This window comes from Aquimarina mytili, from assembly GCF_016735115.1.
In the GTDB taxonomy this organism is placed as follows: Bacteria; Bacteroidota; Bacteroidia; order Flavobacteriales; family Flavobacteriaceae; genus Aquimarina; species Aquimarina mytili.
Map to the genome: position 1 here is coordinate 13,970 of NZ_JAERQJ010000012.1, position 18,899 is coordinate 32,868.

Here is an 18,899-nt window from a genome sequence, read left to right on the forward strand (position 1 = left end):
TATCAAAATGTATAAATCTACGTTTTCTACTTTATTTAAGTATTAAACGAATTTTAAGATATTGATACCAATAAAAAAGCTCCCTATAAGAGGGAGCTTTAAAAAATATATGTAAAAGTTTTACTTGCTCAAAAACTTGGCTTTATCCAGAATTTCAGTGGGTTTACCATTTGTTTTTTCAAGATATTTATTAAGTTTTGCTACTTGCTTAGCATTTATTTTTTCAAAAGCAGCTTTAGCTTCATCAATCTGTTTTTGTAATACATCTATATTTTCTAACTGAGAAAATGATGGTTTTTCAAACTGATTTGTTACTTCGGCATATATTTCAGACAACTTTTCTCTTAATTGCGGCTCTGCTTCGTTTACATAATTATCTCCTGTAGTAACCACTAAAGTTTCTTTTAATTTGGTTAACTCATCAATAGCAGAAGTTGAAATCTTACTCGAAGCAGGATCATTTTTGGATAGATTTTCTGCTTTTTTAATGTTTTGGTCAATTTTATATACTAAATATGCAAGATCTTCCATACCATCAAATAATTGTTTTGCAGCATTTTGTTGTGCAATTCTTTCTTGACTTGTAATTAAAGATTCTGGATCATTTTTTACGATGATAGAACTTGTAAATTCTTTTTTCCCTTTTTTGAGTACTACTTTGTAGGTTCCTTCAGAAACCCTGGGAGAAGTAAACCCACCAAAAGTAAATGTTTTACCTGCGGCTACCTTAGGCGCTTTTTTTCTAAAGTTCCAGTCTACAATATTGATACCTTTTGCCTTTCCAGGTGTTAAAGAAACCACTTCATTACCTTCTTGATCCTGTATAGATAGAGTCATTTTTCCAAAAGTATGTCGCTTTTTGAGATAATATATAATCTTAGCAGCAGTATTGGGATTGTCTCCTACAAACTGAAGTTCTGTGCTTCCGCCACCAAAACCACTTTCTTCTTTAATGATCGCTGGTTTAGTTTCAAAAAAATGAACTTCTTTGGCAAGCACCTCCTGGTTTATTTGTCGTAAAGGTGAAATATCATCTATAATAATAGCACCACGACCATGAGTACCCATTACCAAATCATTGGTCCTTTTTTGTAGATCAATAAAATGAACAGCAGCTGCAGGCATATTGTTGGTAAAACGAGACCAGTTTTTACCACCATTTATAGTGATAAATAAGCCAAACTCTGTACCTAGAAATAAAAGATCCTCATTGACATAGTCTTCTTGAATGTTTCTCGCAAATCCTACAATATCATCTGTTACTATTGATGTCCATGTTTTACCAAAATCTGAAGTTTTATATACATAAGTGTTCATGTCTCCTGATGCATGCCCATCAAACACAGCATAAGCTGTACCTTTTTTATGACTACTTGCTTCTATATGGTATACCCATGTATTTTTAGGAAGCCCTTGAATGTTTTCAACTGTGTTGGTCCATGTTTTACCACCATCTTGAGTTATTTGAACATTTCCGTCATCGGTACCTACCCATATTATTTTTTCGTCTAGTGGAGATTCTGCAATAGTAAATATGGTAGTGTGCGTTTCTGCTCCTGATTTATCTGTAGAGATTCCTCCAGATTCTTTATCCTGTTTTGCCGGATCATTAGTAGTAAGGTCTGGAGATATTTTTTTCCAATTATCACCCATATCTTCACTTACGTGTAAGAATTGACTTCCCATATAAAAACGATCTGGTTGATGATTACTAATCGCCATAGGAGCATTCCAGTTGAAACGCAAGTCGGCTTCTCCTTTTATAGGTAGTGGTTGGATGTTTTTTGTATAATTCTTATCCATATCATATCTCCATACATTTTGTGCACCTTGCATTTCAGAATAAATGATACGTTTTGTTGGATGTCTTAATACTCTAAACCCATCGCCAACACCTACAGGATTCCAATCACGAGCTTCGATACCTCCTGGAGAGGAAGAAGGTCCCCACCAAGATCCATTATCTTGAAGCCCTCCATATATATTATAAGGTTCATCATTATCAACACTAATATGATAAAACTGTGACAGAGGTAGATTGTCAACCATGTCAAAAGTACCCGCGCTATCCCAGCTTCTATATACACCGCCATCTGTACCCACATATAATCGATCAGAGTTATTAATGTCAAATACAACATCATGAATATCCGGATGAAGCTTTAAAGGGCCTGTTAAAGGTGTTAAAGCTTTAAAAGTTTTACCTCCATCACGAGAGATAGAACCTAAGAACCCACCTTTGATTAGAACATCTGGGTTTTTAGGATCTACAACTACTCTTGAAAAATAAAATGGTCGTACTACCAATTCAAAATCTGAGTTTAATAATTTCCAACTTGCACCTGCATCATCAGATCGGTATAATCCTTTATCTTCTTTACTTTCTACTACGGCATAAACAATTTTAGGATTAGAAGGTGCCACGGCAATAGCAAATCTACCTAGATCTCCCTTAGGGAACCCATTATGGATTTTATTCCAGGTTTTACCAGCATCTGTAGATTTGTATAGAGCACTATTGGCTCCACCAGAATTAAACCCCCATGCAGTTCTTCTAAACTCCCACATAGAAGCATATAAGATGTTGGGATTGGTAGGATCCATGATTAGATCACTAGCTCCGGTTTTTTCGTTTGTATATAGTATTTTATTCCAGGTTTTTCCGCCGTCTATTGTTTTGTAAATACCTCGTTCTTCACTATCTCCCCATAATGCGCCTAGAACAGCAACATAAATTTCGTTAGAATTTTTAGGATTAATTTCAATACTGCTTATACGTTCAGATTTTTCAAACCCCATTTTTTTCCAGTTTGCACCACCATCTGTAGATTTGTATAAGCCATCTCCGATAGAAACACTATTTCTGGTCCATATTTCTCCGGTACCTACCCATATGGTATTATCTGGATCACTAGGGTCTACCGCTACTACACCAATAGATTGTGCATGTTTATCAAAAATAGGTGCAAAGCTAGCACCACCATTAGAGGATTTCCAAACTCCTCCACCGGCTGTACCTACATAGAGTATTCTACTATTTGTCGGGTGATTTTCTAGGTCTATTATTCTACCACTCATAAGGGCAGGACCAATTTGTCGAGCTTCCAAGTTACCAAAAAGTTCTTTCCCTTTAAGGACAATTTCCTGAGAGTGCATACTCATAGAGAAGAGTATACTCAAAGCCCCAAAAATAATTTTTTTGTTCATGATTAGTTTGATTGATTTGATGTGAATAAAAAATCCCCAACAGAAGTATTGGGGATTAATTTAATATATGGTGTTATTCCTTTTTTTCTTCAGCTGTCTTTTCTGGAAAAGCAAATATTGCTGTGTCTACTTCAGGATCAAGTTTAATATCTTTAAAACTTAAAGTTTGAAATTGATTGGTTATCGTAAAAGGAAAATAAACTCCATTTACTTCTTGATAATCGCTAATAGAAGATTTTGCGATTTGCCCTTTCATTGGTCCATCATTAATTTCAGACTCTATAATGATTGGTACAAAATTTTCGGTATCAAAATAATAATGAGAGATGTTTGGCTGAGATTCACCATTAATAGTAATAGGATCTTTGGTTAATTTTATTTTAAAGGCTTCTGTACCATCTACAGTCTCTTTACCAATTAGCTCAACAGAATACCCTTTATCTTTATAGTTCAAAAATGGATCAGGAAAATCTTTAGACTGTTTTTTTAAATTTTCGGTAGCTTCGTTATCACTTTTTTCTGCCTCCATAGTCATTTGGTTTCTTTGCCATGAAGTTTCGCCATCAAAAGCAGACCAAACCATTTTATTTCCTTGAAGTTCTATGGTAACTACTTGTTTACCATCTTTGGTAGATACTTGTTCAAAAGGAATTTCCATACCTTGCATTTTCATTACACCGATCATTTCGATACCTTTTAGTTTTTCCCAGTTATCTTTACCACCAGTGTTTTCAAAATAATTATTCAATATTTCATCTGCAGTTTGTGCATGAAATGATGTCGTAATAGCTAATATCAAAGCTATCAAAATGGATTTTAAAGCACTCATTATTGTATTTTTTATGTTGTTATTGTAAAATTAGTCAATCGAATTATACTTTTGTTACACTTTTATACTAATTCTTTTCACATATGCAATTTGGCAAAGTAGAATATCCAGAAAAAATTGATTTCACATTACCACAAGATCACGAAGATACAGCAAAGGTTCTGAAAATGAATCGTACAGAGAATTTATCTGTTTATGTCGGTTGTGCTAAGTGGAATAGGCAAGATTTAAAAGGGTTCTATCCAAGAGGAACTAAGGATGAGCTTGAATATTACTCAAGGCAGTTCAACAGTATTGAGTTAAATGCAACTTTTTATCGGATATTTCCTGAAGAACAGTTTAAAAAATGGTACGATAAAACTCCGGAAGGATTTAAGTTTTTTCCAAAACTTGTACAGAATATCTCTCATTTAAAGCGCTTAAATGAAGATGTACAACCTTATGTTGATGAATATCTGGCTTGTGCAGTACATCTTAAAGAAAAATTAGGAACTGTTTTCTTACAGATGCATGGCAATTTTGGCCCGAAGAACTTTGATAGAGTCATCAGGTTTATGGAAAAATGGCCAAAAGAAATACGGTTAGCAGTAGAGTTTAGACATACAGATTGGTTTAATGATCAATCGGTTGCAGATGAATTATATACTCTTCTTGAAGAAAATAATGTAGCGAATATAATTACAGATACTGCGGGTAGAAGAGATTTGTTACATATGCGACTTACCAATGATGAAGCTTTTATACGATATGTTGGAGCAAATCACCCAACAGATTATGATAGATTAGATGCTTGGGTGGAGCGACTCAAATCCTGGAAAGATTCTGGGATTAACCATATTCACTTTTTTGTTCATCAAAATATAGAAAAAGAATCTCCTTTATTATCTAAATATTTTATTGAAAAACTAAATAAAAAATTAGAGATGACACTTAATTTACCCAACCATTCAAAAGATGATTTGAAATTATTTTGAAGGTTTTTTCTTACTAAAATGTAATTTTACAAGGATTAAATACATTTTTTAAGGATAAAAAGTGTTAAAATTTGAATTTCTCTTGTATTTAATCGATTAATCGTGTATTTTGCCGATGTATTTGAAAGTTATGTAAGTATTAGTACTTAATTTTTATAGATCTGGCATACTTTTGAAATGTGATAAAATTAATACCCAATCTTAAAATTGAATCATATGAGCAAATCTTTACACTCTCTAATCTTAGTAGCTTTTTTGTTGGTTTTTAACGCTGTACACTCACAGATGATAGATACAGATGACCATCACTCTATAGACGAAAAAAATTCTCATACTACTCATATCGGTGCTCATAATGAAGATGCAGTTATATTACCAATAAAAGAAGAAAATTCTTACATTTTTAAAACTAAGCATGATCACCATGATCATGAAATTGCGGCATCCTTAAAGGATATTATCTCTTCGGATGAAGGAGCTGATTTTAATTGTTCAGGAGGTTTTTGCATGAATAAAGCTCATTTTCATAAAAAAGGATTGACTATAAAGAAACAACTCTTCGTTTACTTTATGCGCATATCTTGCTAATCAAAAATTATATACTTAGTTATTACTGATTATGTTGGGTTGTAAATATATTAGGCTATTTTTGCAACTTAAATCAGTTAACTATGACATTTTTTGAATTTGGAGTTTCTAAAGAACTATGTAAAGGTCTTAAAGAGATAGGTATTACTATTCCTACAAAGATTCAAGAACAGGCTGTACCTGTCTTGATGAATCATCAAACTGATTTTATTGGAAAAGCACAAACAGGAACCGGAAAAACGGCAGCTTTTGGTATCCCCCTGTTATCTAATATAGATGCTAAGAAGAAACATGTACAAGCCTTAATTTTGGCTCCAACCAGAGAGCTTGGCCAGCAGATCGCTAAACAACTTTTTAAATTCACAAAATATACCGACAAGATTTTTGTTGAGTCAGTTTACGGAGGAGAGAAGATTGATAGGCAAATCTCCAGGTTAAATAGGCCAACACATATTGTTGTTGCTACACCTGGACGACTTATAGATTTAATCAACAGAAAGGCTGTTGATATCTCTAAAATAAGGACTATTGTAATGGATGAAGCTGATGAGATGTTGAGTATGGGATTTAAAAAAGATTTGACAACAATCTTAAGTAAAACTAAAGGACATAGAAATGTATGGCTTTTCTCAGCCACCATGCCCGTTTCATTGAACGAGATTATAACTACATATGTTGATAAAAATGCTCCTCAAGTAAGTGTAGATAAGAATGATGCTGTAAATAAGGGTATTGACCATCAATTTGTAGTAGGAGAGGAGGCAGGTAAGTTAGATACTCTTACGTATTTCTTGAAAACACAAAAAGGAAGTAGAGGTATTATTTTTACAAAGACCAAAGTAGCGGCACGAACGCTTTCTAAACAATTGAAAGCCAAAAATTATGATGTAGGTTTACTTGAAGGAGAAATGACTCAAAAAGAACGAGATAAAGTAATGAGAGCTTTTAGGAATAAGAGTTTACAATTATTAGTATCTACAGATGTTGCTGCAAGAGGTATAGATGTTGCTAATTTGTCTTATGTAATTCATTATCAATTGCCTGACCAGATAGAGTATTATACTCACCGAAGTGGAAGGACAGCTAGGGCTGGTAATACGGGGTTGTCATTAGCTTTAATAACAAAACCTGAAGTTAAAGTTATAAGAGAGTTGGAAAAACAACTTGGTATTAGATTTGGTCAGATACGATAAAAAAATTAGCTCACACTCAAAGTGGAAATAGCGGATAATAATTCATCAAAGTTAACCGGTTTTGAGAAGTAATTGTCAAAGCCAATATTCATAAAACGCTGTCTGTCTCCAGGCATTGCATAAGCGGTAACAGCAAATACAGGAATACTTTTAAGGATATCCAGTTTTCGAAATCTTTGAAGTAACTCGCAACCGTCCATTTGATTTAATCCTAGGTTAATATCAACAAGAATAAGGTCAAGGTTTTTCTCTCTTACTACTTTAAGAGCCTGTGACCCATTTTCTGCAATAACTACATTAGAATCATGTTTGGATAACATCTTATCCATTACCATTGCATTTATTTTGTTGTCTTCAACGTAAAGAATATTCATACGTGTTTTGGAATTATAATGATAAATTCTGTCCCCTTTCCTAGCTTACTTTTTAATTTTATTTTCCCTCCTAAAATCTCGATATATCTTTTTGATAGACTTAGTCCAACACCTGTTCCTTCATACTCCCTACTTATACCAGTGCTCCCTTGCATTAGAGGCTCAAATATTTTGAAAAAATCCTTTTTGTCTATACCTATACCAGTATCTTTAATATAAATATAAATATTTTTTTTGGAAGTATTAGAATTAATCCTGATGCTAACAGCGCCTTTTTCAGTGTATTTAATGGCGTTATGTATGATATTATTAAGTGCTGGTCGAAATAAATTTATGTCTATTTTTGCCTGAGGACTTTCGGTATCAAGCTCCAGATTATAATCCAGTTTTTTAATGTCGGCCATATGCTGGTATTCTCTAAAAGAGGATTCTACCGTGTAATTGATATCGACTTCTTCAAAATTGAGAGTATCATGGATAGCATCTATTTCGCTGAAATTTGATAATTTATTCATGGTGTCCAGGAGCCTGTCTTTACTTTCTTCCAGATATTTTAGTAATTGATTTTGTTCTTCGGGATATTTATCTTTTAAAATTAAATTACTTATCGTCATTATACCATTTAATGGTGTTCTTATTTCATGACTAAAATTGGATAGAATATTAGATTTTAAGTTGCTTAACTCTTGTTCTCTTAGATGCGCTAAGGTAATGGCTTGTTGTGCAAGTTTACGTTCCGAAATATCATGAAAACTTACCAAAACAGAATTTATTTTATAATCGTCATCAAAAATTGGAGTATATTTTGATTCAAGCCATTGTGTATTTCCATCATGCATAACACGCTCAATTTCCTTTTTTATAGTATTACCTTTTAAGGCTTCATTAAAAGTATGAATAAATGAGTTTTTAAAATTTGCTGGCATTACATCAATAAATAAACAATCAGTCTTTGTTGGGTCGACTTTAAAGTCTTTTTTAATGATCTTTAATGATTTTTTATCGGTTATTAAGATTTTTCCTTTGGTATCCAGAAGTACAGTATATGCAAATCCATTATTTACAATGGCTTGTAACCTATTTTTGCCTTCAATTATAGTTCGTTCATTTAATTTTCTTTGATGTACATCGATTAGATTACCAATCATTCTAATGGTTTCCCCTTTTTCATTTTTTCTTCTAAAACCATGAACTTCGTAATGTTTGTAATTTCCTTTTTTATCACTTAAACGATAATGATTGTGATAGTGGTTTCCTTCTTTTTTAAGGTTATCCTGATGTCTCTTAAAGGCGCCGTCAACATCTTCTGGGTGAATCATTTTTCTAAAGATCTCTTCGGGCACAAAATCCTGATCTAAGGGTAAGCCAAGCATTTTTTTAAAATCTGAGCTATAAAAAACTTCATTTTTTGCGATATGATGATCAAATAATCCAGATTGAATCCCTTTTAAGGCTAGATGTTTAGTTTCTTCATTATACTTTAATTTTTCGATATAATGGTGACGATCTGTTATATCTGCTATGGTACCATTTACATAGATAACTTCATTTTTATGAATAACCGGATGGGCTACAACTTTTACCCATTTCTCTTCTCCTTGTTCGGTAACAATCTTCTCGGTGTACTCATACGCTTTTTTATTTTTTATTAAGTCATCCAGATATTTTTCAACTCTTTTTCTGGATTCTTTAGGATAAAAACTAGCGCCAAGCGCTCTGGTCATAGGCGTATCTGGATCCAAACCTTTAATAATATAGCACCCTTTGGACCAGTACATTTCATTATTCTTAGGATTGAAATACCATGCACCGGTTTTGGTAAGTTTAGAAATAGTCATCAGGGCTCTATGCTCTTTGTATTCTTCGGTGGTATCTGTTCCTGCGGCATAGACTAGATTGTTCTGAAAAGTTAAATCAAATTTTAAGGAAAGTACGCCATGGTTTTCAGTAGCAAAACTGAAGGATTTGCTGATAAGAAAATTTTCTGGAGAAAGTTCAGAAATTACCTTTTTAAAAACCGGGACATCATCATCAATAATAAAATCTGTGATGTAACCTCCTTCCATATAGCTTACATCAGATGGGAATAGTATTTCGCATCTGCTATTATAGGCTATGATTCTACCATCTTTTTCAAAAACAAGGAGAAAGTGTAGGGTTTTTTCAGCTAAGATTTCAAATTGATCCAGAGTAAAAGGCATAGTAAAAGAGTGATTTTCTATTATAGATCTGGGGTATTTTCTCTTAAAGTTACAAAATGATTTAGAATGACAGCATTAAAGATGGGGTTTTTAAAGTTATAATCGATTAACTCTAACATAAATCGGTGAAATTACACGGTAATAGCTGATTTATTACTGAAGTAATACTAATACTGCGTTATAATGCAACTTGGAGGATGAATTTGTTATTTGCGTACAACCTTATGATATATGACTATACTTTCTTAGTAGAATGAAGGTGCCACTTAATCCTTTTTGGATGCAGTTTATTGTTGGTTAAGAAAACTATGTTACTACGTTTTGGACTTTTATAGACCCTTGCCAAATTGGAAGTATTCTCTCATAGCTTATCAAATCAATAATTAATCTTTCGTTATTCTCTTTTGATAATATCATTCTTTCCAGACCCCAACTTTCTGGTTGAATATAGTTGTTTTGGTCGGTTAGTAGAAAGGCATAAGTGGTATTGTTTTTTTCTTTAATAGAAGAAGGGAGCCAATTTTCATCATATTTGGAAGTTGTTTTTCTGGGAGCGAAACAAAATCTATCTATAGTTTGTATTTCGGGATATGTAGGTATTGAATCTAGATCAATATTACCAACCACCAATCTTTGTAATTCTTTGGCCTTAGCAGAACTATTATAGAGTACAATTTCATGTTTGCCGGTATTCAAAACATTAATTTCATACATATTTATATTCTGAAGTATGCTATAATGCTTTTTTTCTTTAGGTGACGTAACATCATAGATACCATTTTCTAAAAACAATGGGAGTCTGAATTTATATGTGCCGGATAAAATTTCTGAGTATGTTGATGGTGGATCTATATATTCTGTTTTATCATGAGCAACTATTAGTTTACGTACTTTGGGTTTTTGGATATATTCATTGTTAGGTCCAAGGGCATGTGTCCAACGATTATAATCGATTGTTCCGAAGTTAATATCTATTTGGCCATGCATTATAGTTTCATATACAGTTCGATATTTGGATAGATCAATTTTGATAATATCTCTCATATGATATTCTGATTCCCAGTAAATTTGACTAAAAGCAGGGTTGGTTTTTATATTTGGATACGATGTGTTTATAAGACCATGATTTTTATCCGGTTTTACTGGGTTCGTACCATTCCAATCTACAAACCAGCCTTGTCTCGCTTCAGAACCAGCTTGTTCTTGACATAATACATTGTAAACTTCAGGGGGCATCTCAAACGAAGCATGATATTTAATAGTCTTTGAGTGTATCTTTATTTCAAACCCCTCGCTGGTAGTGCAATTATTTATTAATTCAATGTAATCGAAAGATTCGCCGTTTTCGATTTCTAATGAATTCGAAAATTCTGATTTGAGAATAAGGCTCCATCTTGATAATTCGTGTTGGCATATCTCTACTCTTTCTTGAGGTGTTAACTCCTCCCAGCTTTTTTTTGGGTTTTGATTGAAGTTATTAGAGGACTCAATAGTTAATTGTCTAAACGACATTTTTTTAATTGTAGTCACCGTATTGTTATGGTGATATAACTTAAGTCTTATTGTTAAATTTTTGATATCTATAATTTCGAAACTTATAAACTCGGTTATTTCAGTTAGATCTGTACCTCCATAAATATAAGCTTTAGCATCTTCAAAAGTGATTTCATTTTTATAATACCTAAGTATTTCTGTCTTTTTTTCAATAAGTTGTCTTGGGATGAATAACTTGGTTTTATATTCCATACAGCGGTATTGATTGATGTTTTCTGCAAATCATAAAGTTAAAACTTATAAATGGAACAGGTAATCCCAATAATGGGGATTTTACATATAATATAATGAGAAGTATTGTCAACAGAACATAGTGACTGTTCAAGGCTAATTTTAAGAAAAATAGTACAGAAACGGATTTTATATATTTTTCGGCAATGTAAAAAATAGAATTGTCGATAATTTTGTCAAGTAAAAATAAAAGCCTTGTAAATCAAACATTTACAAGGCTTTTTGCGGAGAAAGAGGGATTCGAACCCCCGGAGGTGTGACCCTCAACAGTTTTCAAGACTGCCGCATTCGACCACTCTGCCATTTCTCCAGTGTTATGTCGAATCAGGTTTTATTCCCTGAATGCGGGTGCAAATATAAAACCTTTTTTAATTCTAAAAAGAATATTTTTAAAATAATTTTTAGGTAATTTTTGCATACCTGAATATTCTTTGAAAAATATAGGATGAAATGAGTATCTTGTGTGCTCTTAATTAAATAATTGAATGAAAAGTACGTTAATAATTGCCGGAGCTTTTATAGTGAGTTGTTGTGGAACTTCGCAAAATTCTTCTGAAAATACTTCTAAGCTAGATTCGACATCTGAAAAAAATGATAAGACAACTGTTGTTGCCTATGCTCAAAGTATTACTTCTAAAGAACTAAAAGAGCATCTTTACATTTTTGCGAGTGATGATTTTGAAGGTCGTGATACAGGAGAGCCTGGTCAAAAAAAGGCAGCAGAATACTTAAAAGAACAGTATAAGAAAATGAAAATACCCTCTCCTATGGGAGGAGATGATTACTATCAGGAAATACCTGAGAACTATTTTAGAGGAGGAATAAAATCCTCAGAAAACGTATTGGCATATATAAAAGGAACCGAAAAACCGGATGAGATTGTAGTACTTTCTGCTCATTATGATCATGTAGGTGTAGATGCAAATGGTAACGTATATAATGGTGCTGATGATGATGGATCTGGTACTGTTAGTTTACTTGAAATAGCAGAAGCATTTAAAAAGGCTAAAGACGATGGTGTAGGGCCAAAAAGATCGATCTTATTCTTGCATGTAACTGGAGAAGAAAAAGGGTTGTATGGTTCTCGATATTATACAGAAAACCCTGTTTTTCCTTTAGAAAATACGGTTACAGATCTTAATATTGATATGATTGGAAGAATTGATCAAGCACATGAAGAAAAGGACAAGAATAATTATGTGTATTTGATAGGAAGTGATCGATTAAGTACCGAACTGCATAATATTAGTGAAGAAGTTAATTCAAAATACACCAAACTGGATTTGGATTATACATACAATGCAAAGAATGATCCTAATCGATTTTACTTTAGAAGTGATCATTATAATTTTGCAAAACACAATATACCTATTATATTTTATTTTAATGGTGTACATATGGATTACCATAAGATCACAGATACGCCTGATAAGATCGAATATGATTTAATGGCCAAACGTGCTCAATTAGTATTTTATACGGCTTGGGAAGTTGCAAATAGAGCAAAAAAGGTTGTTGTAGATAAAATAGAGAAAGAAGGAGAATAAAAACACGTTCTCTTAAAATAAAAAAAGCTCCTCATTTCTGAGGAGCTTTGTTTTTTTGGGTGGAAGATCGGTCTCACTTCGACTGGGCTCAGTACAGGCTTCTCGACCGATTAGTTTATTTCCTTTATGTTGGTGTAACAAAAAAAGCTCCCCATTTCCGAGAAGCTTTGTCTTTTGGGTGGAAGATCGGTCTCGAACCGACGACCTCCTGAACCACAATCAGGCGCTCTAACCAACTGAGCTACAACCACCATTTAAATTTAGGCTGCAAAAATAAAGTATTTCTTCATTTCTACAAACATTTTTTTGCATTAAATTAAATCAAAAATGGAATCGACTGCTACATAGCGTTCTACGGTAAAGCCTTCTGCGTGTTTCACATTAATAATTCTACCTAAATCTGCTGCACGGTATTTTATACTGTCCAAAAAGTTCTTACTAGAGATCGGGGTAGAAGGTTCTTTACTATTAGCATCATAAAATTGAGATTCGTAAGCTTCTACACTCTCGATTTTTTTGTCAATATAATTACTAATATCAACAACAAAATCGGGCTCAATAGTTTTCCATTGTATATAATGGTATACGTGTTTTGGTCTCCATGCCTCTTGAAGCTCTCCATTATATGTAGTTTCAATTTTTCTTAGTCCAGATAAAAAGCAGGAGTCACTTACTAATTTACTTCCTTTGCCATGATCTATATGTCGATCATCAATTGCATTACATAATACTATTTCGGGTTTGTATTTTCGAAGCATAGTAATTATTGCTCGCTGATGTTTTTCATCATTCATGAAAAAACCATCTCTAAATCCAAGATTTTCTCTTATAGATACCCCTAAAATTTGTGCAGCTTTTTTGGCTTCTTGATCTCTAATTTCTGGAGTTCCTCTCGTTCCTAATTCACCTCTTGTAAGATCTAGTATTCCAACTTTTTTTTCTTTGTCAATTTCTTTTGCAATGGTACCTGAGCAACTTAATTCTACATCATCTGGATGTGCTCCTATAGCTAGGATGTCTAATTTCATAGTTTAGTGTTCTAATTCTGGGACTTTTATTTTATTTAAAGCTTGTTGGATATCTTCCATTAAATCTTCTTTTTCTTCAATACCAACACTAAATCGCAATAAACCATCTTTAATACCTTGAGCTTGTCTTTCTTCACCGGTTAATAACGCATGAGAGGTTAAAGTAGGGGAGAGAATGGTACTTTCTACTCCTGCTAAACTCATAGAGCTTTTTATAAGCGTTAATTCTTTTTGAAAATCACTCGAATTTAATCCTTCTTTTAATTCAAACGATAGCATTCCTCCAAATCCTTTCATTTGTTTTTTTGCAATTTCATGGTCTGGATGAGATTTTAATCCAGGGTAGTATACAGCAGCTATGTCATCATTTTTTGCAAGCCATTTAGCAAGTTTTAATGCATTTTTATTTTGTCGCTTAACTCTAATGCCCAGAGTTTTTATACTTCTTTCCAGCATCCATACTGTAAAATCGCTTAAACTACCTCCAAAGTTTTTGGCTACCTGAAAAATGCGATCTATATTTTTTTCTGAAGAAACAACAGCTCCGGCTAAGATATCACTATGACCACCTAGATATTTAGTTGCAGAGTGCAAAACGACATCTATACCTAATGCTATTGGATTTTGATTTACTGGTGAAGCAAAAGTATTATCTATCATAGTAATAATATCTTTTTTCTTCCCTAAGTCTCCAATCGCTTGTATATCGGTTATGGTTAACAAAGGATTTGATGGAGTTTCTATATAAATTACTTTTGTATTTGATTGTATTTTTTCTTCAAAACCACTTATGTTTTGAGTTTCTACATAAGAAAATTCGATACCATGTTTTGTAAATTCTTCATTTACCAAATTGGCTGTGCCGCCATATAGTGTTCTTTGTAATACAATATGATCTCCTTTTTGTAAGAATGCGAATAGGGTAGTACTAATAGCCGCCATTCCGCTACCAAATATCAAAGAAGACTCGCCTTTTTCAAGTTTTGCTATTTTTTTGGATAAAGCTTCTTGATTAGGGGTATTAAAGTATCTCGGGTATCTTTTTACATCGACATCTTCAAATGCGTAAGAAGTTGAAAGATATATTGGTGAAACTGCACCTTTAAATTGTTCGTCTTTGATTTCGCCAAAGTGAGTACAAACGGTATTAAAACCCATTTTTTTTGAATCCATATGTTTAAATGATAATCTGAAGATTTACACCTCTAAATTACGGTATTCAAAAGAAATGATATAAGAATTAACAGAGAAAATATCGATGGGGGTTAAATTCCTTGAAATTTTATAAAAAAATCAAACCATTTTCATTCTTGAGATATTTCTCATAATGGTTTGAAAGAATTGTTGCGTATCGTAGGGTTTAATAATTACATCGTTCATACCGACAGAGATAGCTTGATTTCTTATCTCTCCTTCTTCGACCGCTGTTAATGCAATGATTGGTGTATGTGTATTAAAAGTTCGTATAACTTTTGTTGCCTCAAGGCCATTCATTTCAGGCATATTAATATCCATTAATACAAGGTCAAACTTTTCAAGTTTTATCATTTCAATGGCTTTCATACCATTACTCGCAATGTTGCAGGTATATCCATTCTTTTTTAAGATATTCTGTGTTACGATTTGGTTTATTTTATTATCGTCAACAATGAGTACGTTAAAGTTACTTGTTCCAATACTTAAATTTTCGCCAGTTTTTAATGAAATTTCCTCTTCTTTTACTACTTTTTCATAAAAGAGGTCAAAATAAAATTCAGAACCTTTACCTTCTTTACTATTTATATTAATCTCACTATTATGTAGTTGAATCAACTTTTTTACAATCGCGAGGCCTAGGCCTGTTCCTTCATATTCTTGATTTTCATTTTTTACTTGCGCAAAGTTGTCAAAAATAGTTTGCTGTTTATTTTTCGGAATTCCGATACCATCATCTTTTACGATAAAACGCAATATGTAACTGTCAGCTTTACAATCGATACAATTTACATTGATCCAGATGTTACCATCTTTAGTAAATTTAAGAGCATTACCGATTAGGTTTATTAGTATTTGTGATAGCCTTACTGAATCACCAAGTAAGGTGGTATTTATTTTTTTATCAATATCAATGTGAACAGTATTGTTGTTGCTTTTTTGTTTGGTATGTAATGAGTTAACAATTCCTTCAATTAATGACCTGATATCAAAAGTTACTTTTTCTAATTTTACTTCATTGGTTTCTATCTTACTAAGTTGAAGTACATCATTAATTAATGCCAAAAGGTAATCTCCAGAAAATTTTAATGACTCTAAGTATTCATCTTTTTTCTTCTTGTCCGGATTTTCCATCAACAATGATGTTAGTCCTATAACACCATAAAGAGGAGTTCTAAGTTCATGACTTACTGTAGATATAAATTGAGATTTTAGAGTAGATACTTGCTCTGCTGTTTCTTTTGCACTTATTAACTCTTTGTTTTTGTCAATCAGGACATTGTTTAGTCTTTTCTTTTGAATATTATTTCTGTATGAGCTAATTAAGAAAGCCAAAGAGATTAGGATCACAATAATACCCAGTATAATACTGATTCTCCACTTTAATACTTCGCTTTCACTTTCTTTCTTTTCAGTTTCAGCTTTTTTGATTTTCTCTTCGTATTGATCAACTTCATATTTAATATTAACCCTTTGAAGATCTATTAATTTTTTAAATTCTTTAGCCTTTAAGATATTTTGAAATTGTTTCTTTTGGTAATCATATGCCTTTTGAAAATCTTCTTGTTTGTGATAAAGTTGTGATTTAGTTTCGTATGATGAGGCTAATTCTTCAAAATATGTAGAAATTAATTCGTCATTATTGTTTTTGTTTTTTGTTTCACCTAGGGCATAAGATATTGACAATTCTATGTACTCTTCAGATTTTTCATATTCTTTAGTGTTTAAAAAATATTTACCTAATAGACCGTTCAGTTTTGTCTTTACAAGGTTTGAAGAGTTCTCATGAATTAATTCTATAGCAGGTGCAAGATTTTCATATGCACTGTCATAATCATTTCTGGATATATAATATTCGCCAAGGTTTAATAATGGCCTTATCATTCTAGCCGTATCATTTAGTTTTGTGGCAAACTCATATGATTTTTTATAGTAGGTAACTCCTTTTACCCTGGTAAGATTACGTTTAGTGTATACCCGTGCCAGATTATTATAAAGATCAGTTTCTAGTATTTTGCTGTTAGAACTTTGTGCATAGACAAGTGCTCTTCTATAATTACTTCTTGCCTTGTTATCTTCTTCATTAATTTCATAATTCTTGGCAATGATATTATAGATATAACCAAGGCTTTTATCATCATTATTATATTGAGCATTTTGCAAAGCAGCTTTAGCAATTTCTAGAGACTTTTCGTATTGATATGCTTCTTGTAGTTTTTCAGCTTTCTCAATATAGCTTTGTATACTATCAGAAATTAGAGAAGGTTGAGATTGTAGGCTTTGTGTAAAACCTACTAGGATTGAAAGGATTATATATAAAATTAAGTTTCTCAACTCTTTGTAATTCATGGTTTAAGTCAGTTGACGAAAATACAAAAATAGATTTAACATTGTGCAATTCACCGTAATAAAAGTGTAATTTATCCGTATTTTATGTAGGTGAATACAGTTTTTTGTAAGAAAAAATGTTATTTATTTGAAAAATAAGTCATGATTAGTAAAAACTATTTAGATATAAATAATAAAAATTGAGCACTCATTTTTTTTATACAAGTAGGTGTATATTTGTGCTGTAAAAAATTAATCAATAATTAAATTTTAAAATAAATTAATATGACATTTGTAGGCAAGAAATTCCCAAATTTAGACGTTGACGCAATGAATGATATGGGAGATACTTTTAAGCTTAATGTTTTAGAAGAAGCTCAAAAGAATAATAAAAAAGTATTACTTTTTTGGTACCCGAAAGACTTCACTTTTGTGTGTCCTACAGAATTACATGCTTTTCAAGAGGCGTTAAAAGAATTTGAAGACAGAAATACTATCGTTATTGGTGCTTCTTGTGATACTCCTGAAGTACATTTTGCATGGCTTAATACAGCAAAAGATAATGGCGGAATCGAAGGAGTTACATATCCAATCTTAGCAGATTCTAATCGTAACTTATCAAGTACATTAGGAATTCTTGATATTACTAACGAAAAATATAACGAAGAAACTGGAGTTGTAACTGTTGAAGGTGATAATGTTACCTATAGAGCTACATATTTAATTGATGAAGAAGGAACAGTCTTTCATGAAGGTGTAAATCATATGCCAGTAGGAAGAAATGTTGCAGAATTTTTAAGATTAATAGATGCGTATACTCATGTTCAGAAGAATGGAGAGGTATGTCCAGCTAACTGGGAAGAAGGTAAAGAAGCAATGAATGCTAATAGAGATGGTGTGGCTTCTTATTTAGCATCTAACTAATATCGTACTGTAAAATTTCTTCAGAATACCTTCTGAAGAAATTTTGCTTCTAATCTTTAAAATCAATTCAAATGGTTCAAGAATTAACAGAAGATAATCTTTCACAACTAATTGCAGATAATAATACTGTCGTAGTTCAATACTCGGCTTCTTGGTGCGGTAATTGTAGAATTATGAAGCCAAAATTTAAAAAGCTAGCAACAGAAAATGACGCTACTGCTTTTATTATAGTCGATGCCGAAAAATATCCAGAATCCAGAAAAATGGCCACGGTAGATAATCTTCCAACTTTTGCCACTTTTAAGGATGGAACTTTCGTAAATCAGGTACAAACCAACAAATTTGATGTTCTTAAAGAGTTAGTAGATGAAGTTACCAGTAATTAAGCATCTTACCAGTTTCATCGAAGAAAATGATGAAGATTTTTTGGTAGAAACCATAGAAACTTTAGAAGCATTAACCGAGGTATCCTCTCTTAAAGATGAAGAGCTTGATGTTATCGGAGAATTGATTTCTAATATGTATGGAGCTCTCGAAGTTGATAAAATGATCAAACAAGGAACTCCAAAAAAAGAAGCATTAAATAATTTTATGCAACGGGTCTTAGGATCTATTGATACTTGAAAAAGAAAAATTAAAAACCTTCCAATCCGGAAGGTTTTTTTATTTTCTATAAACTTTATTAAAATTACCATTTAATCTTACTAATTTTAAGGCTCAAAAAAAC

15 protein-coding genes and 2 tRNA genes are annotated in these 18,899 nt (G+C 32.4%); 7 read left to right on the forward strand and 10 right to left on the reverse strand.

Annotation, left to right across the window (positions count from 1 at the left end):
• Window positions 1–120: 120 nt before the first annotated feature.
• Window positions 121–3,207, reverse strand: a complete 3,087-nt coding sequence (locus JJQ60_RS19640; protein WP_201924129.1) for a WD40/YVTN/BNR-like repeat-containing protein — start codon at window positions 3,205–3,207, stop codon at window positions 121–123.
• Between the two features lie 73 nt (window positions 3,208–3,280).
• Complete coding sequence (locus tag JJQ60_RS19645; RefSeq protein WP_201924131.1) at window positions 3,281–4,036, reverse strand: LolA-like protein; 756 nt, start codon at window positions 4,034–4,036, stop codon at window positions 3,281–3,283.
• A gap of 83 nt (window positions 4,037–4,119) precedes the next feature.
• On the opposite strand from JJQ60_RS19645, the gene JJQ60_RS19650 reads away from it, so the two are divergent.
• The 3 genes from JJQ60_RS19650 (at window position 4,120) to JJQ60_RS19660 (ending at window position 6,791) form a co-directional block, all read left to right on the forward strand.
• Window positions 4,120–5,010, forward strand: a complete 891-nt coding sequence (locus JJQ60_RS19650) for a DUF72 domain-containing protein (RefSeq protein WP_201924133.1) — start codon at window positions 4,120–4,122, stop codon at window positions 5,008–5,010.
• A gap of 216 nt (window positions 5,011–5,226) precedes the next feature.
• A complete protein-coding gene (locus JJQ60_RS19655) occupies window positions 5,227–5,598 on the forward strand; it encodes a hypothetical protein (RefSeq protein WP_201924135.1) in 372 nt (123 codons plus the stop codon).
• An 83-nt stretch (window positions 5,599–5,681) separates the two neighbouring features.
• Complete coding sequence (locus tag JJQ60_RS19660) at window positions 5,682–6,791, forward strand: DEAD/DEAH box helicase (RefSeq protein ID WP_201924137.1); 1,110 nt, start codon at window positions 5,682–5,684, stop codon at window positions 6,789–6,791.
• Window positions 6,792–6,796: 5 nt separating this feature from the next.
• Here JJQ60_RS19660 and JJQ60_RS19665 read toward each other — a convergent pair whose 3' ends face one another.
• From JJQ60_RS19665 to JJQ60_RS19680, 4 genes are all read right to left on the reverse strand, one after another.
• The gene (locus tag JJQ60_RS19665) at window positions 6,797–7,165 is read right to left on the reverse strand and encodes a response regulator (RefSeq protein ID WP_201924138.1); all 369 of its coding nucleotides are present in this window, start codon (window positions 7,163–7,165) and stop codon (window positions 6,797–6,799) included.
• On the reverse strand, window positions 7,162–9,366 hold the full coding sequence (locus JJQ60_RS19670; RefSeq protein WP_201924139.1) for a PAS domain-containing protein: 2,205 nt from the start codon (window positions 9,364–9,366) through the stop codon (window positions 7,162–7,164). The genes JJQ60_RS19665 and JJQ60_RS19670 overlap by 4 nt, the downstream gene beginning before the upstream one ends.
• Before the next feature lie 306 nt (window positions 9,367–9,672).
• On the reverse strand, window positions 9,673–11,112 hold the full coding sequence (locus JJQ60_RS19675) for a hypothetical protein (RefSeq protein WP_201924140.1): 1,440 nt from the start codon (window positions 11,110–11,112) through the stop codon (window positions 9,673–9,675).
• A 264-nt stretch (window positions 11,113–11,376) separates the two neighbouring features.
• Window positions 11,377–11,461 (reverse strand) — tRNA-Ser (locus JJQ60_RS19680).
• Between the two features lie 175 nt (window positions 11,462–11,636).
• On the opposite strand from JJQ60_RS19680, the gene JJQ60_RS19685 reads away from it, so the two are divergent.
• On the forward strand, window positions 11,637–12,698 hold the full coding sequence (locus JJQ60_RS19685) for a M28 family metallopeptidase (protein WP_201924141.1): 1,062 nt from the start codon (window positions 11,637–11,639) through the stop codon (window positions 12,696–12,698).
• A gap of 176 nt (window positions 12,699–12,874) precedes the next feature.
• On the opposite strand, the gene JJQ60_RS19690 is transcribed toward JJQ60_RS19685, so the two are convergent.
• The 4 genes from JJQ60_RS19690 to JJQ60_RS19705 all read right to left on the reverse strand — a co-directional run bounded on the left by JJQ60_RS19690 (window position 12,875) and on the right by JJQ60_RS19705 (window position 17,269).
• Window positions 12,875–12,950: transfer RNA gene (locus tag JJQ60_RS19690), tRNA-His, on the reverse strand.
• A gap of 59 nt (window positions 12,951–13,009) precedes the next feature.
• Window positions 13,010–13,726 (reverse strand): bacillithiol biosynthesis deacetylase BshB1, encoded by a 717-nt coding sequence (gene bshB1, locus JJQ60_RS19695; RefSeq protein WP_201924142.1) that lies wholly within the window; start codon window positions 13,724–13,726, stop codon window positions 13,010–13,012.
• 3 nt (window positions 13,727–13,729) lie between these two features.
• Complete coding sequence (locus JJQ60_RS19700; RefSeq protein WP_201924143.1) at window positions 13,730–14,899, reverse strand: trans-sulfuration enzyme family protein; 1,170 nt, start codon at window positions 14,897–14,899, stop codon at window positions 13,730–13,732.
• A 120-nt stretch (window positions 14,900–15,019) separates the two neighbouring features.
• Window positions 15,020–17,269, reverse strand: coding sequence for a tetratricopeptide repeat-containing hybrid sensor histidine kinase/response regulator (locus JJQ60_RS19705; RefSeq protein ID WP_201924144.1), 2,250 nt, complete (start codon window positions 17,267–17,269; stop codon window positions 15,020–15,022).
• 264 nt (window positions 17,270–17,533) lie between these two features.
• Between JJQ60_RS19705 and JJQ60_RS19710 the strand changes: the two genes are divergently transcribed.
• From JJQ60_RS19710 to JJQ60_RS19720, 3 genes are all read left to right on the forward strand, one after another.
• Entirely contained in the window at window positions 17,534–18,172 is a 639-nt protein-coding gene (locus JJQ60_RS19710; protein WP_201924145.1) for a peroxiredoxin, read from the forward strand.
• Window positions 18,173–18,243: 71 nt separating this feature from the next.
• Window positions 18,244–18,558 (forward strand): thioredoxin family protein, encoded by a 315-nt coding sequence (locus tag JJQ60_RS19715; protein ID WP_201924146.1) that lies wholly within the window; start codon window positions 18,244–18,246, stop codon window positions 18,556–18,558.
• The gene (locus JJQ60_RS19720; protein ID WP_201924147.1) at window positions 18,539–18,796 is read left to right on the forward strand and encodes a DUF6952 family protein; all 258 of its coding nucleotides are present in this window, start codon (window positions 18,539–18,541) and stop codon (window positions 18,794–18,796) included. Before JJQ60_RS19715 ends, JJQ60_RS19720 begins: the two co-directional genes overlap by 20 nt.
• Window positions 18,797–18,899 lie beyond the last annotated feature (103 nt).